The organism is Achromobacter sp. RT286_PF (assembly GCF_059760425.1).
Genome location: NZ_JCBAMR010000019.1, coordinates 88,827 through 104,142, shown reverse-complemented (window position 1 = coordinate 104,142; position 15,316 = coordinate 88,827). Strand labels below are relative to the sequence as shown.

Below are 15,316 nucleotides of genomic sequence, written 5' to 3'. Positions count from 1 at the left end.
CCTTGCGGGTAGCCCACAGGCTGGCCGCAAGGCGCTTTTTATCGCAGGGCCGTCCCAATAAAAGCCATGCCGTCTTCGCGGGCGGCGTCAGGCCATGCAGTGGGCGCTGCATGGGGCCCTCATAGATCTGGAAAGTCCCATCATGTTCGAACAACAATTCGTCAATGCCTTGTCGCTGGGCTGTGTGTATGCACTGTTCGCGCTGGGCTTCACGCTGATCTTCGGCGTGCTCGGGGTGATCAACCTGGCGCATGGCGCCGTCTTCATGATTGGCGCCTACGCGGCACTGTTCGTGGTTCAGCAATTCGGCCTGCCCTTGTGGGCGGCGCTGATGGTCGCGTTCTTTGTGGCCGGCTTCACCGGGGTCATCATCGATTACCTGGTCCTCAAGCCGCTGCGCAAGCGCAACGCACCCCACTTGATCCCCATGATCGCCACGATTGGCGTGGGCATCATCATGAATAACGGCGCCCAGAGCATCTTTGGCGCCAGCAACCTGCGCTTTCCGCACGGTACCGTGCCCGAGGAAGTGATCGAGGTCGCCGGCCTGCATCTGACCGTGATCGAGCTGGGCATCATCTTCCTGTCGTTCGCGTTGATGGCCGTGCTGATGTACGTGATGCGCCGCACGCAGTTCGGCCGCGCGCTGCGCGCCATCGCCGAATCGCCCAAGGCCGCGTGGCTGCTTGGCATCAACGTTGAAAAGCTGTTCGTCACGACCTCGTTCGCCGCCGCCGCCCTGGGTGGCGTGGCCGGCGTGCTGATCGGCCTGTATTCGAACGCGCTGTTCCCGCTGATGGGCCAGCCGATGCTGCACAAGGGCATCGCGGTCATCATCCTGGGCGGCATGGGCGACATACGCGGCGCCATGCTGGGCGGTCTGTTCCTGGGATTCGCCGAGGTGCTGTCGGTGGCCTACATCGGCTCCACCATGCGCGACGCGGTGGCTTTCGGCCTGCTGTTCCTGATCCTGCTGGTGCGCCCGCAAGGTCTGTTCGGCAAAGTGGTTCAACGCAAGGCTTAAAGAATGAGCGGATTCGAAAACTTCTGGGCCATTTACGGCAACCTGGTGCTTACGCTGGGCACCAACGCATTGCTGGCCCTCTCCATCTGGCTGACCCTGGCCTGCGGCATGCTGGCCATGGCCAACGCCGCCTTCATGGGCATCGGGGCGTACACCGCCGCGCTGCTCACCATGAACTACGACGCGCCGTTCTCGGTTGCGCTGGCCGGGGGCATGGCCGCGCCCGCGCTGGTGGCGGCGTTGATCGGTTTGCCAACCTTGCGCCTGTCCGGGGTCTACCTGGCCATGGCCACGCTGGGCTTTGGCGAAGTGGTGCGCGTCACCATCCTGAACACCGAATCCATCACCGGCGGCGCGCTGGGGCTGAACGGCATCCCGCAGCTGACGCAGTGGTGGCATGTGGTGCTGGCGGTCGTCATCGTGCTGTTCGTGCTGTGGCGCGTGCGCGCCTCCAAGATCGGACGCTCGTTCGACGCCATTCGTGGCGACGAAACGGCGGCCGGCTTGATGGGCATCGACGTGCGCGCCAACAAGATGCTGGCCTTCGTGGCCGGCGCGATGATCGCGGGTCTGGCTGGCGCCCTGAACGCGCACCTGACCTTCTTCATCGGTCCCAATGAATACGGTTTCGACCGTGGCGTTGAAATCCTGACCATGGCCATCCTGGGCGGCATCGGCGGTTTGGCCGGTCCCGTGCTGGGCAGCTTCATCATTACCGTGTTGCCCGAGCTGCTGCGCGGTTTTGCGGATCTGCGCCTGGTCGCCAACGGAGTGATTCTGGTGGTGATTGTGTTGTTCCTGCCGCAGGGCATCTGGGATCCGGCGCGCTTCAAGCGCTGGATGCGTCAAGGCCGGGGCGGCCAGGGGGGCAAGCGCCATGCTTGAGCTTTCTTCCGTCTCCAAGAGCTTCGGCGGCCTGCATGTGCTGCATGACGTCAACCTGTCGGTGCCCGAGGGTTCCATCTTCGGCTTGATCGGCCCGAACGGCGCCGGCAAGACCACGGTGTTCAACCTGATCACCGGCCTGTTGCCGCCCAGCGGCGGCACCATCACGTTCAACGGCCAAAGCGTCCTGTCCAAGAAGCCGCACAGCATCACGCGCATGGGCATCGCCCGCACGTTCCAGAACATTCGTCTCTTCAAAGAGATGACGTTGCTGGAAAACGTGGTGGTCGGCGCCTATCGGCACATGAACTACGGCTTTCCCAGCTTGCTGCTGGGCCTGCCGGGTTACCGCGAACACGAAAAACGTGCCCGCGAGCGCGCGCACGAATTGCTGACGTGGATGCGCCTGGATCACAAGGCAAACGATCTGGCCGACAACCTGTCCTACGGCGAACAGCGCCGCCTGGAGCTGGCGCGCGCGCTGGCCACCGAGCCCAAGCTGCTGCTGCTGGACGAGCCGGTCGCGGGCATGAATACCGGCGAACGCGCCGAGCTCATGCGCGAGATCCTGGCCATTCGGGATCGCGGCTACACCATCCTGATGATCGAACACGACATGCGCTTCGTCATGGGCCTGTGCGAACGCATCGCGGTGCTGAACTTTGGCAAGATCATCGCTTGCGGCGGCCCCGACGAAATCCGCAACAACGAGCAGGTCATCGAGGCCTATCTGGGCCGCGAAGACGACGAAGACACCGAACAAGTGGAGGCCGCCAAATGAGTCGCCGGGCTGCTCCCAAGATGAATACCGTAGCGCGTTGCGCGGAGGCTGCACAATGAGCGCAATGCTTGAAGTCCGCGGACTCGAAGTCAACTACGGCCACATCGAAGCCGTGCGCGGCATCGACCTGGACCTGAACGCCAACGAGATCACCGCCCTGGTCGGCGCCAACGGCGCCGGCAAGTCCACCACGCTGCTGGCGCTGTCGGGCCTGTTGCCCAAGGCGCGCGGCCGCGTCCTGTTCGAAGGCGAAGACATCACCAACCTGGCGCCGCACCAACTGGTGGCGCGCGGGATCGTGCAGGTGCCGGAAGGCCGCGCCATCCTGACCACCATGACGGTGCTGGAAAACCTGGAGTTGGGCGCGTATCGCCGTGGCCTGAAGAACGTGGCTTCCGACCTGGAATACGTGTTCAACCTGTTTCCGCGCCTGAAGGAACGGATCACGGGCATCGCCGGCAACCTGTCGGGTGGCGAACAACAGATGCTGGCGATTGGCCGGGCCCTGATGGCCAAGCCGCGCCTGCTGCTGCTGGACGAGCCGTCCATGGGCCTGGCGCCGATCGTCGTGCAGGAAATTTTCCGTTCCCTGCGCGCCATCAACGGCGATGGGCTGACCCTGTTCCTGGTGGAGCAGAACGTGCGTCAGGCGCTGAAGATCGCGCAAAGCGGGTATGTGCTGGAAAACGGCGCCATGGCGCTGACCGGCACGGGCCGCGAACTGCTGGGCCACCCGCGCGTGCTGGAAGCCTACCTGGGCGCCTGAGCGCGCCGGGCTCTGGCCGGCCCGGGCGCCGGCGATTTGTCCCCGGATTTTTCTGTGCGCTGGCTGCAACGTTGCTTGCGGCCAGCCGCCACCTGACTTCTTTTCGCTTGCCCAATCTTTGAGCAGCCGTGTTAGAATTTCAGGCTTTCCCTCATTTTGGCTATTGCACGGGCGGGTAATAACGCTTAGGCGGGACGTCGATAAAGGCAAAACCCCGAACCGAATCCTTGGGTTGCGGTTCATCAGGTTTTTGCCCAGTTGGGGAAAGAACACTGGCTAGACGTTCTAGTCAGCAAGAACTTTTTATTCTTAGGAACCATCATGAAGACCTTTGTGGCCAAGCCGCATGAAGTCCAACGTGACTGGTTTGTGATCGACGCCAAGGGCAAAGTCCTCGGTCGTGTGGCCAGCGAAGTCGCACGTCGTCTGCGTGGCAAGCACAAACCTGAATTCACGCCGCACGTTGATACTGGCGATTACATCGTCATCATCAACGCTTCCGATATCGTCGTTACCGGTACCAAGGCGAAGGACAAGAAGTACTTCCGCCACACCACGTACCCGGGCGGTATCCGCGAAACGAACTTCGAGAAAATGCAAGAGCGTTTTCCCGGTCGCGCCATTCAGAAGGCCGTCAAGGGCATGCTGCCCAAGGGTCCTCTGGGCTACGCCATGATCAAGAAGCTGAAGGTCTATGCTGGTGCCGAGCACCCGCACACCGCCCAGCAGCCCAAGACGCTGGATATCTAAGGAAACGCCATGATCGGTAACTGGAATTACGGAACCGGCCGTCGCAAAACTTCGGTGGCTCGCGTTTTCATCAAGAAGGGCACGGGTAAGATCGTTGTCAACGGCAAGCCCGTTGACGATTTCTTCGCCCGCGAAACTGGTCGCATGATCGTGCGCCAACCGCTGGAACTGACCGGCCACCTGGAATCGTTTGACATCAAAGTCAACGTCCACGGCGGCGGCGAAACCGGCCAGGCTGGCGCAGTCCGTCACGGCATCACGCGTGCCCTGATCGACTATGACGCGACCCTGAAGCCCGCACTGTCGCAAGCTGGCTTTGTGACCCGCGATGCCCGTGAAGTCGAACGTAAGAAGGTCGGCTTCCGCAAGGCACGTCGTCGCAAGCAGTTCAGCAAGCGTTAATGTTGCTGCAAAAAACCCGCTTCGGCGGGTTTTTTGTTTATGGGCATTGATGGCGGATGGGTGTCCGATTTGTCCCGCCCGCCTTCTGCAACGCGGAACTCCGCGCCGCCTTTTTCGGTCGGATGAGTCCAGATCGTTCCACGCGATGCTCGCGTCGGCGCAACCCTGTATTCTCCGGGCGATACAATCTGTTTTCGTCCTACGAAGAGTTCATACCTATCATGGCCCAAGCATCGAATACCCGTATCAAGGTTGGTATTGTCGGCGGCACCGGATACACCGGCGTCGAGCTGCTGCGCTTGCTGTCGCAGCATCCCAATGTGGAATTGACCGCCATCACGTCCCGCAAGGAAGACGGCTTGCCGGTCGCTGATATGTATCCGAACCTGCGCGGTCGCGTGAATCTGGCCTTCTCCGCACCGGAAAAGGCGTCGCTAACCGAATGCGACGTGGTGTTCTTCGCGACCCCGCACGGGGTGGCGATGGCGCAAGCGCAAGAGCTGCTGGCCGCCGGAACCCGCATCATCGATCTGGCGGCGGACTTCCGCCTGCAGGACATCCCGACGTTCGAACGTTGGTACAAAATCCCCCACACGTGCCCCGAAATTCTGGCTGAAGCCCAGTACGGCCTGGTTGAGCTGAACCGCGAAGCCATCGCCAAGGCGCGCGTGATCGGCAACCCCGGCTGCTACCCGACCACCGTGCTGCTGGGCCTGGCCCCGTTGCTGGAAGGCGGCAAGGCCCTGGTCGACACGCAATCCCTGATCGCCGACTGCAAGTCGGGCGTGTCGGGCGCCGGGCGCAAGGCCGAGGTTGGCTCGCTGTTCTCCGAAGCGTCCGATAACTTCAAGGCGTACGGCGTGTCGGGCCACCGTCACCACCCGGAAATTTCGTCGCAGCTCGAAAAGATCTCCGGCGGCAAGGTCGGTCTGACCTTCGTGCCGCATCTGGTGCCGATGATCCGTGGCATGTTCTCGACGTTGTACGCGCGCATCCTGCCCGAAGCGCGCGACACGGACTTCCAGGCCCTGTTCGAAGAGCGTTACGCCAACGAGCCTTTTGTTGACGTCATGCCCGCCGGCAGCCTGCCCGAGACCCGGTCGGTGCGCGCGTCCAACAACCTGCGCATCGCCCTTAGCCGCCCCGACAACGGTGACCTGCTGATCGTCATGGTCGTGCAGGACAACCTGGTCAAGGGCGCTGCCGGCCAGGCCGTGCAGAACATGAACCTGATGTTCGGGTTTACCGAATCCACGGGCCTGGATCAGGTGGCAATCCTGCCTTGAGGCTTTGCACGGGCCGGCGGCGCAAGTGGCCGGCCCTGCGCGCTTTATGCCCGTCGACGCCCCGTCCTCCCACTCGCCATCCCGCCCTGCAGGCGGGATGCTGCGCATCGTTGCCGGGCTGCTGATCGGCGTGCTGCTGGGAGGCACCGTCGGTTACGGCTATGCGCTGCGGCAGGCTCGTCCGCCGGACGCCTTGGTGATCAGTACACAACAGGCCGAGGCGCAGGCAGAGGCCATGCGCCAGCAAAACGCGCAGCTGCGCTACACGCAAAGCCAGCTGGATACGGCGGACGGCGAACTCGTCATTGAGCGGTCGGCCCGTCAAGAGCTTGAAACGCAGTTGCGCGTCGCCCAGGCCGAGGTCGGGCGGGTGCGCGACCAGTTGGCGTTCTACGAACAATTATTGCCTGCGGGCCCGGAAGGGTCGGTGGATATCCGGGGCGTGCAGATCGACCGTGAAGGCGGCGGCCTGCGCTACAAAGTGTTGTTGATGCGCAGCGGCCGCAATGGCGGCACGCCGTTTGCGGGCGCGTTGCGGTTTCAAGCCACGGGCGTGCTCAAGGGCGAAACCGTTACCGTCGACCTGGCGCCGATGCAGGTCAAGGCCGAGACCGGCCCGGTAACGACTACAGGCGAAACCACCACGGCCGCCTCGCTGGCGTTGCAGTTCGATCAGTACCAACGCAGCCAGGGCATCCTGGCCGTACCCGAGGGATTTGTCCCCGAAAGCGTGACCGTCAGCGTCCTGGAAGGCGAAACCGTCCGCGCGTCGCGAAGTGTCAAACTGGAACTTTGAGTCTAGTCAAGCCCTGCGCTATAGTGACACTATGCGAGCGCCGTTGCCGCTCACCGAAATATGGCCGACCCGGCCAGGAGTGAACCATGAATGCAGTAACCGAAACCGTCGATCTTCAGGCCGCCCCGCCTGTGCGCTTGGTCTTTACCGACTCGGCTGCCGCCAAAGTGAAGGATTTGCTGGCCGAAGAAGGCAACCCTGACCTGAAGCTGCGCGTCTTTGTCCAAGGTGGCGGCTGTTCGGGTTTCCAGTACGGCTTCACGTTTGACGAAGTCGTCAACGAAGACGACACCGTGCTGGACAAGGCCGGCGTCCAACTGCTGGTTGACCCGATGAGCTTCCAATACCTGGTCGGTGCCGAAATCGACTACAAGGAAGACCTGGAAGGCGCGCAATTCGTCATCCGCAATCCCAACGCCAGCACCACGTGCGGCTGCGGTTCCTCGTTCTCGGTGTAATAACCCTGGCAGGAAAGTAAAAGCCCTTCGGCACGCCGAAGGGCTTTTTGCATTGCAGTGATTGGGCGATCAGGCCGGATACAGCGCCCCCAGAATACGCGGCCCGCGTGCACCTGTCACGGCGGGATGCCCGGCCGGCCGCCGCTGCACGAACGCCTGCGCCAGCCACGCAAAGGCCAATGCCTCGACCTGTTGTGCCGGCACGCCCAGCGCGTCGGTTGGCTGTACGGGCCGTTGCAGGCAGTACGCCAGCTCTTGCATCAGGCCCGCGTTGCGCGCGCCTCCTCCGCATACGAAGACGTCCTGCGTGCCCGCCGCCGCGGCATCGATGGCGTTTGCCACGGTGCGGGCGGTCAGGCGTTGCAGCGTGGCCTGCACGTCCTGGGGCGCGGGCTTGGGGCCGTCAAAGGCCGCCAGACGATCATCAAGCCATTGCAGGTTGAACAGGTCGCGCCCGGTGGACTTGGGCGCGGGCAGCGCAAACCACGGTTCGCTGGCGATCAACTGTTCCAGCAGCGGCGCCACCACCTGGCCGGTGGCGGCCCAGCGGCCGTCTGCGTCGTACGGCTGGCCCAGGTGACGCTGGCACCAGGCGTCCAGAAACACGTTCGCGGGGCCGGTATCGAAGCCACGCACGGGCTGGCCCGGAACAAGCAGGGTGACGTTGGCGATACCGCCCAGGTTGAGGACGGCACGGCCATGCGGCGCGCCGAAGATCGCCGCGTGAAAGGGGGGTACCAACGGCGCGCCCTGGCCCCCGGCGGCCACATCGCGGCTGCGAAAATCCGCTACGACGTCGATCCCGGTCAGTTCAGCAAGCAGCGCGGGCGCATTCAATTGCACCGTATATCCGCTATCGGGTCGGTGCCTGACGGTCTGGCCGTGCGAGCCGATGGCGATCACGTCGGTGGCATCCGCTGCGGCGTCCTGAAGCAGGGCGGAAACCGCTTGCGCATACAAGCGGGCAAGCGCATTGGCGGCCAAGGCGGCGCGAGCCAGCTCATCGTTGCCGGAAACGTTCAGCGCCAAGAGCTCGCGCCGCAGGTTTTCCGGCATGGGCAGGCTGGCGCTGGCCAGCACCTGCGGGGCCTGGGACTCGCCCAGGCGCACCAGCACGCCGTCCACGCCGTCGACGCTTGTGCCGGACATCAAGCCGATATAAAGCCCCTGGTGTGCGGGCGATGCGGTTGAAGTGGAGTTCACGGGCGCCTCGATAAAAAGAAAAAGGCGGCCGGCAGAGTTTGCGCGGGCCGCCTTTCTGGACGTTTGCGGATCTGGCCGCCTAGCGGCTGGCCACGTTGGTCAACGCGTCGGGCAGCGTCTGCTGGAATTGCGTCAGCAGCTGGATCTGTTGCTTGTAGGGCGCCACGGCATTGTTGAATGCACGGACTTCCGCCGGTTCCAGGGCACGAGCAACGGGCAGGTCCACCGCCAGCGGGTCGATCGGCTGGTTGTCCACGCGGAACTCGTAGTGCAGGTGCGGGCCGGTGGCCCAGCCGGTAGAACCGACATAGCCCAGCAGTTGCCCCTGCGAGATCTTGGCGCCCTTGGTGATGCCCTCGGCGATGCGGCTCTGGTGCGCGTACAGCGTCGAATACTTGCCGTGGTGCTTCACGATGACGACGTTGCCGTAACCGTTCTGCCAGCCCGAGAACTCGACCGTGCCATCCGCCGTGGAGTGGATCGGCGTGCCCGAAGGCGCCGCGTAGTCCACGCCCTTGTGACCCGTCCACGTTTTGTGGATGGGATGCATGCGCATGCCGAAGGTCGAGCTGATACGGCTGAACTTCAACGCGGTGCGCAGGAACGCGCCACGCAGGCTGGTGCCGTCGAAGTCGTAGTACGAACCGGATTTTTCGTCAGGGCTGAACCAGACAGCGTTGTAGGTCTTGCCGCCGTTGATGAATTCCAGAGCCAGCACGCGGCCCGCGCCGGCATAGCGGCCGTCGTGCGAGCGGACTTCGTAGACCACACGGAACTGGTCGCCTTGGCGCAGGTCTCGCAGGAAGTCGATCTTGGCGCTGAGGATGTCGGCCATCTGCATGGTGACCGAGTCCGGAATGCCGGCGGAGTCGGTCGCGCCAAAGAGCGACGACTTGATCGTGCCCACGGCAACGCGCGTCTGGCGCTCGGTGCTTTCGGTGACTTCCTCGGCCTTGTAGGTGTCGCCGGCAGGGGCGACGTGCAGCATGCGCGTGACGACCTGGCCGTCGGTCTCGTTGCCCGGCGTATGGATGTAACGCAGCCAGATCAGGTTGCCCTGTTCGTCCGTGGCGGCTTGCACCGAGCGGCCCGGGTACAGCTTGTAGATGCTGCGGGCGCTGGGGTCATGCGTCAGGAACGTTTGCAGGCTGGGCGCGTCCAGCTCCAGGCGCTGCAACACCGCGGCCAGCGTGTCGCCGGAGCGAATGCGGGTTTCGCTGATGTACGGCGCGGCGCTGGGCGTGCTGACTTCGACCTGCTCGGCAGTCAGCGGCAGAACGCTCTGGATGATGCGGGACGGGGGGAGTTCGGAGCGGTCGGGTTGCTGCACCATGCCCAGGGCGGCGGCGCCGGCAAACAGACCAATAGCGGTGACGAGAACAGTGCGACGGAAAAGTCCCGAGCGATGCGGCTTGGGCTCAACGGGCGCAAACAGGGCAGCAACTTTGCGCTTGATGCTACTCGCCAGTTCGTGGAGGCCACGATTCATCGTGAAGATACCCTCTCAGGTGGCATGAGCTCGCAGGGTGCGTGACACGAACGGCCCCCGCGCGCCACGATATCCGGGGCAAGGGCTGGCGCGGGGCGCATCTTGTGAACAACGGGTGGTAGACCGAACCACAACTGCGTATATATGGCAGTTGCGTATGATTGGGCGGTATCCTAGCTGATTCGGCTAGAATTTTCGATAGTTTTCGTCACTTTTTACACCTTTTTGTCGGCTGAAGCCGCTTTGGTCCCCCTGCCATGTCTCCCTCTGAAGCCCCTATCACTCCTGAAGTCGAAGCTGATCTGCGTATAGCCAAGCGCGGTTGCGACGAACTGCTGGTTGAATCCGAATTCGCGCGCAAGCTGGCAAAAAGCCGCGCCACTGGTGTGCCGCTGCGCATCAAATTGGGGCTGGACCCCACCGCGCCCGACATCCATCTGGGCCACACGGTGGTGCTGAACAAGATGCGCCAGTTGCAGGACCTTGGCCACAACGTCATCTTCCTGATCGGCGATTTCACCTCGACCATCGGCGACCCCAGCGGCCGCAACAGCACCCGCCCGCCGCTCACGCGAGAGCAGATCGAGTCCAACGCCAAGACGTATTACGCGCAGGCCAGCCTGGTGCTGGACCCGGCGCGTACCGAGATCCGCTACAACTCCGAATGGTGCGATCCGCTGGGTGCTCGGGGCATGATCCAGCTGGCGTCCCGTTATACGGTTGCCCGCATGATGGAACGCGAGGATTTCACCAAGCGCTTCAAGGGTGGCATCCCGATTTCGGTGCACGAATTCCTGTATCCGCTGATGCAGGGCTATGACTCCGTGGCGCTGAAGTCCGATCTGGAGCTGGGGGGCACCGATCAGAAATTCAACTTGCTGGTCGGGCGCGAGCTGCAAAAGGAATATGGCCAGGAGCCCCAGTGCATTTTGACGATGCCGCTGCTGGTCGGTACCGACGGCGTCGAGAAAATGTCCAAGTCCAAGGGCAACTACATCGGCATTTCAGAGTCGCCCGATTCGATGTTCGGCAAGCTGATGTCCATTTCGGACACGCTGATGTGGCGCTACTTCGAACTGCTGTCGTTCCGCTCGCTGGAAGACATCGCCGCCCTCAAGCAAGAGACGGATGGCGGGCGCAACCCGCGTGATGCCAAAGTCATGCTGGCTCAGGAAATCATCACGCGCTTTCATTCGGCCAAGGCGGCGGACGACGCGCTGGCCTCGTTCGAGGCGCGCTTCCGTGACGGCGCCATCCCCGAAGACATGCCCGAAGTGAATATCGGCGGCGCGCCCGTCGGCATCCTGAAGCTGCTGCGCGAGGCCGGCCTGGTCGCGTCCGGTTCCGAGGCGCAGCGCAATGTCGAGCAGGGCGGGGTGCGCGTCAATGGCGATCGGGTGGAAGATAAATCGTTGCAATTGCCGGCGGGCACCTACGTGGTGCAAGTGGGCAAGCGCAAGTTCGCGCGTGTTAACTTGAACCCATGATTGCGAAGTTTTGATACGCTGAGGGTACGGACGAAGGCTGGTACGCCTTTGCGGCATTTCAAGGAGCACGACATGAAACTTTCGAGTTTGTCTTTTTCCGATCACGAGTCGATTCCCGAGCGTTATGCGTTCGGCAAAGTCGATGCGCAATCGCACGTCGCGCTGGCAGACAACCACAACCCGCAGTTTTCGTGGGACGACGTCCCGGCGGGAACGCAGTCGTTTGCGTTGATCTGCCATGATCCGGACGTGCCGTCGCAGCCCGATGACGTCAACCAGGAAGGCCGCGAAGTGCCCGCCGACCTGCCCCGCGTTGATTTCTTCCATTGGGTGCTGGTGGACCTGCCGGCGGATCTTCGCGAAATCGACGAAGGCGCGTTCTCCAATGGGATCACGCCGCGCGGAAAGGGCGGCCCGCTGGCGCCGATGGACGCCCGCCAGGGCATCAACTCGTATTCGTCCTGGTTCGCCAACGACCACGACATGAGCGGCGACTACTTCGGCTACGACGGCCCGTGCCCGCCCTGGAACGATTCCATCGTCCACCGCTACGTGTTCACGCTGTATGCGCTGGACGTCCAGAGCCTGAACCTGAACGGTTCATTCACCGGCGAAGACGCGCTGCGCGCCATGCAAAAGCACGTGCTGGCGCAGGCTTCGGTCACGGGCACCTACACGCTGAACCCGCGGCTGGCGCCTAAACAGATCGGCGCAACGTCAGCGACCTGACGCCGTTGCAAAAACCAAAAGGGCCGCCGTTGAGTGCGGCCCTTTTTTTATGCGGCGCCTTGCATGAATCTTCTTCAAGTCGGTATGAGCGCGATTTCCCGCCGTCAGCCTGTGCCGTGGTTTTCGCGCCCGTCGGCCGAAAATTGCCTGCCTTCGGCGCATTTTGGCGGCAATTGATTCTGGTTGACGCGGTAAACTACGCAAATTCTTCGGGTTTACCCACCCGACACTGCTTTCTCCTCTCTTACCGCCTCAGGAATCCCCCGTCATGTTTGACCGCAACCTTACCTTGTCCAAGGCTGACCCGGACGTTTGGGCCGCCATCCAGAAGGAAGACGTTCGCCAAGAGCAGCACATCGAGCTGATCGCTTCGGAGAACTACGCCAGCCCGGCCGTCATGGAAGCCCAAGGCACGCAGCTCACGAACAAGTACGCCGAAGGCTACCCGGGCAAGCGTTACTACGGCGGTTGCGAATACGTGGATGTGGTCGAGCAACTGGCTATCGACCGCCTGAAGCAGATTTTTGGCGCTGAAGCCGCCAACGTACAACCGAACTCGGGCTCGCAAGCGAACCAGGGCGTGTACATGGCCGTGCTCAAGCCGGGCGACACCGTGCTGGGCATGAGCCTGGCTGAAGGCGGCCACCTGACGCACGGCGCGTCGGTCAACGCTTCCGGCAAGCTGTACAACTTCATCTCGTACGGCCTGGACGAAAACGAAGTCCTGAACTACGCGCAAGTCGAGCAGCTGGCCAAGGAACACAAGCCCAAGCTGATCGTGGCCGGCGCGTCGGCATACGCCCTGCACATCGACTTCGAACGCATGGCCCGCATCGCCCGCGAAAACGGCGCGCTGTTCATGGTCGACATCGCCCACTACGCGGGTCTGGTCGCCGGCGGCGCCTATCCCAATCCGGTTCCCCATGCCGACTTCGTCACGTCGACCACGCACAAGTCGCTGCGCGGCCCGCGCGGCGGCGTCATCATGATGAAGGCCGAGCACGAGAAGATCGTCAATTCGGCCATCTTCCCCGGCATTCAAGGCGGCCCGCTGATGCACGTCATCGCCGGCAAGGCCGTGGCTTTCAAGGAAGCGCTGGAGCCCGGCTTCAAGGACTACGCGCAACAAGTGGTCAAGAACGCCAAGGTGCTGGCCGACACGCTGGTCAAGCGCGGATTGCGCATCGTGTCCGGCCGTACGGAAAGCCACGTCATGTTGGTTGACCTGCGCTCCAAGGGCATCACCGGCAAGGAAGCGGAAGCCGTGCTGGGCCAGGCCCACATCACGGTCAACAAGAACGCCATTCCGAACGACCCGGAAAAGCCCTTCGTGACCAGCGGCATCCGCCTGGGCACCCCGGCCATGACCACGCGCGGTTTCACTGAAGCCGACGCCGAACTCACCGCCAACCTGATCGCCGACGTGCTGGACAACCCGCGCGACGAAGCCAACATCGCCGCCGTGCGTGCCCGCGTCAACGAGTTGACCTCGCGCCTGCCCGTGTACGGCAAGCGTTAAGCCATACGCGGTAAACAGTCAGCCTGCGCGGTTCGCCGCGCGGGCGACGGATTAAGGGACGGCCCCGCAAGGCGCCGTCCCTTTGCTTTGCGCGGCACTGCGGTATCCTCGCGCCATTCAGCGAAAATATTAGGGACAAATTAATCCCTGTCGGCGCTTCCCATGGGCGCGTCGTTACAATATGCTCAAATTTTGCCATTCGTGCCTATAGGGAACACACATGCGGTGTCCATTTTGCGGCAATGCCGAAACGCAGGTCGTCGACAGCCGGGTGTCGGAAGAGGGCGACGCCATCCGTCGCCGCCGCCGTTGCCTGTCCTGTGACAAGCGATTCACCACCTACGAGCGGGTGGAACTTGCCATGCCTTCCATCGTGAAGCGCAATGGCAGCCGCAGCGACTACGATCCCGTCAAGCTGCGCGCCAGCCTGAGCCTGGCCCTGCGCAAGCGACCCGTCAGTACTGAAGACGTGGACGCCGCGGTCGCACGCATCGAAGAGCAATTGCTGGCCAGCGGGCTACGCGAAGTGCCGTCGGAACATATCGGCGAGCTGGTCATGAACGAGCTGCGCAAGCTGGATAAGGTGGCGTACGTTCGCTTTGCCTCGGTCTACAAAAGCTTCGAGGACATCGGCGAATTCGTCGAGGCCATCCGTGAAATGCAGGGGCCACTGCTGCCCGGCAAGTTGCGCAAGGAATAAGTCGACGTTCGCAGAGGCCGGCGTTGTCGGGCGGTGCCGATATGGCGGTGAAACAGCGGCGCTTCGGCGCCGCTATTGCATGGGCGCCGAACGCGCCAGGCTGGGGGATTGGGGCTGAAATTTGCGCCAAACGCGGCGCATGTGCTGGGCAGATCCGAACCCGGATTTTTCGGCCACGCGCTCCAGGTCCAGCCGGGTTTCACGCAGCAAGTCGCGCGCCAGCGCCACCCGGATCTGGTACAGGTAATCCATCGGTGTGCAGCCGGCATGCTCACGGAACAGCCGGGTAAGGTGCCGAGGGCTGGTGTACGCCTGGTCCGCCAACGATTGCGCGGACCATGGCGCGGCGGGATCGCGAATCACCGCGTCCTGCACGAGGTGCACGGTGGGGTGCATGTGGCTGCGGTGTTCCAGCCATGGCGACAGCGCGGTATCGGTGCCCGCGCGGCGCTGGTAGACGACCATCTCGCGCGCGACCTCGCTGGCCACGCGCGGCCCGCAGTGACGCGCGACCATATGCAGCGCCAGGTCGATGCCGGCGGTGATGCCCGCGCTGCTGACCAGGTTGCCGTCTTCGATGAAGATGCGGTTGTCATGCACGCGGGCGCTGGGATCAATACTGCTCAGTTGCGCCAGGCATGAGTGGTGGGTGGTGCAGTCGCGCTGGCGGGTCAGCCCCGCCGAGGCCGCAAACAGCGCGCCCGCGCACACCGTCATCAGCGTGAAGCCGTCGGCGGGATGGCGGACGGCCAGCCACTTGATGATGGCGTGCGCGTCGGGGTCCTCCAGACGGGTATGTTGGCCGACCACGCCCGAAATAATGACCATCGCATTGGCTGGCAGCGTCGCCGGCAGTGGCCGGATGCGGGCCAGATGCAAGCCCGTAATCCCACTTTCCACTTCCGGTGAGGGTCCGCAAAAGTGCTGTTCGAACGTACCCGGGCACAGCTTGTTGGCCACGCGGAACGCTTCCGCCGGCCCCGCCAGGTCCAAGAGAACAATGCCGCGCGGTAGAACGAAATACACCGGAATCATGGGTGC

General features: G+C 63.2%; 16 protein-coding genes. 13 read left to right on the top strand and 3 right to left on the bottom strand.

From position 1 onward, the window contains the following. Nucleotides 1–142 precede the first annotated feature (142 nt). The 9 genes from AC6LJY_RS16535 to erpA all read left to right on the top strand — a co-directional run bounded on the left by AC6LJY_RS16535 (nt 143) and on the right by erpA (nt 7,148). Complete coding sequence (locus AC6LJY_RS16535; protein ID WP_498136366.1) at nt 143–1,024, top strand: branched-chain amino acid ABC transporter permease; 882 nt, start codon at nt 143–145, stop codon at nt 1,022–1,024. A 3-nt stretch (nt 1,025–1,027) separates the two neighbouring features. Further along, on the top strand, nt 1,028–1,909 hold the full coding sequence (locus AC6LJY_RS16530) for a branched-chain amino acid ABC transporter permease (RefSeq protein WP_046806104.1): 882 nt from the start codon (nt 1,028–1,030) through the stop codon (nt 1,907–1,909). Then, the gene (locus AC6LJY_RS16525; protein ID WP_046806105.1) at nt 1,902–2,690 is read left to right on the top strand and encodes an ABC transporter ATP-binding protein; all 789 of its coding nucleotides are present in this window, start codon (nt 1,902–1,904) and stop codon (nt 2,688–2,690) included. Before AC6LJY_RS16530 ends, AC6LJY_RS16525 begins: the two co-directional genes overlap by 8 nt. A 55-nt stretch (nt 2,691–2,745) precedes the next feature. Further along, complete coding sequence (locus AC6LJY_RS16520; RefSeq protein ID WP_498136365.1) at nt 2,746–3,456, top strand: ABC transporter ATP-binding protein; 711 nt, start codon at nt 2,746–2,748, stop codon at nt 3,454–3,456. Nucleotides 3,457–3,777: 321 nt separating this feature from the next. Next, on the top strand, nt 3,778–4,206 hold the full coding sequence (gene rplM, locus AC6LJY_RS16515) for a 50S ribosomal protein L13 (RefSeq protein WP_006217309.1): 429 nt from the start codon (nt 3,778–3,780) through the stop codon (nt 4,204–4,206). 9 nt (nt 4,207–4,215) lie between these two features. Further along, on the top strand, nt 4,216–4,608 hold the full coding sequence (gene rpsI, locus AC6LJY_RS16510; RefSeq protein WP_006217310.1) for a 30S ribosomal protein S9: 393 nt from the start codon (nt 4,216–4,218) through the stop codon (nt 4,606–4,608). A gap of 221 nt (nt 4,609–4,829) precedes the next feature. Beyond that, on the top strand, nt 4,830–5,894 hold the full coding sequence (gene argC / locus AC6LJY_RS16505; RefSeq protein ID WP_046806107.1) for an N-acetyl-gamma-glutamyl-phosphate reductase: 1,065 nt from the start codon (nt 4,830–4,832) through the stop codon (nt 5,892–5,894). A 46-nt stretch (nt 5,895–5,940) separates the two neighbouring features. Beyond that, nucleotides 5,941–6,690: a DUF6776 family protein gene (locus AC6LJY_RS16500; RefSeq protein ID WP_413815431.1), complete on the top strand. Its 750-nt coding sequence runs from the start codon at nt 5,941–5,943 to the stop codon at nt 6,688–6,690. 86 nt (nt 6,691–6,776) lie between these two features. Continuing rightward, nucleotides 6,777–7,148 (top strand): iron-sulfur cluster insertion protein ErpA, encoded by a 372-nt coding sequence (gene erpA / locus AC6LJY_RS16495; RefSeq protein WP_498136364.1) that lies wholly within the window; start codon nt 6,777–6,779, stop codon nt 7,146–7,148. A 69-nt stretch (nt 7,149–7,217) separates the two neighbouring features. On the opposite strand, the gene AC6LJY_RS16490 is transcribed toward erpA, so the two are convergent. Both AC6LJY_RS16490 and AC6LJY_RS16485 read right to left on the bottom strand, forming a co-directional pair. After that, entirely contained in the window at nt 7,218–8,351 is a 1,134-nt protein-coding gene (locus AC6LJY_RS16490) for an anhydro-N-acetylmuramic acid kinase (protein WP_498136363.1), read from the bottom strand. Between the two features lie 79 nt (nt 8,352–8,430). Further along, nucleotides 8,431–9,840, bottom strand: coding sequence for a M23 family metallopeptidase (locus AC6LJY_RS16485; RefSeq protein ID WP_046806109.1), 1,410 nt, complete (start codon nt 9,838–9,840; stop codon nt 8,431–8,433). Between the two features lie 257 nt (nt 9,841–10,097). Between AC6LJY_RS16485 and tyrS the strand changes: the two genes are divergently transcribed. From tyrS to nrdR, 4 genes are all read left to right on the top strand, one after another. Further along, nucleotides 10,098–11,327, top strand: coding sequence for a tyrosine--tRNA ligase (gene tyrS / locus AC6LJY_RS16480; protein ID WP_120153768.1), 1,230 nt, complete (start codon nt 10,098–10,100; stop codon nt 11,325–11,327). Between the two features lie 72 nt (nt 11,328–11,399). Further along, entirely contained in the window at nt 11,400–12,056 is a 657-nt protein-coding gene (locus tag AC6LJY_RS16475) for a YbhB/YbcL family Raf kinase inhibitor-like protein (RefSeq protein WP_104145164.1), read from the top strand. 268 nt (nt 12,057–12,324) lie between these two features. Continuing rightward, nucleotides 12,325–13,575 (top strand): serine hydroxymethyltransferase, encoded by a 1,251-nt coding sequence (glyA, locus tag AC6LJY_RS16470; RefSeq protein ID WP_485802001.1) that lies wholly within the window; start codon nt 12,325–12,327, stop codon nt 13,573–13,575. A gap of 220 nt (nt 13,576–13,795) precedes the next feature. Then, complete coding sequence (nrdR, locus tag AC6LJY_RS16465; protein WP_046806113.1) at nt 13,796–14,275, top strand: transcriptional regulator NrdR; 480 nt, start codon at nt 13,796–13,798, stop codon at nt 14,273–14,275. 72 nt (nt 14,276–14,347) lie between these two features. Here the strand turns inward: nrdR and AC6LJY_RS16460 are convergent, their stop codons facing one another. Further along, on the bottom strand, nt 14,348–15,310 hold the full coding sequence (locus AC6LJY_RS16460; protein ID WP_498136362.1) for a GlxA family transcriptional regulator: 963 nt from the start codon (nt 15,308–15,310) through the stop codon (nt 14,348–14,350). Nucleotides 15,311–15,316: the final 6 nt, after the last annotated feature.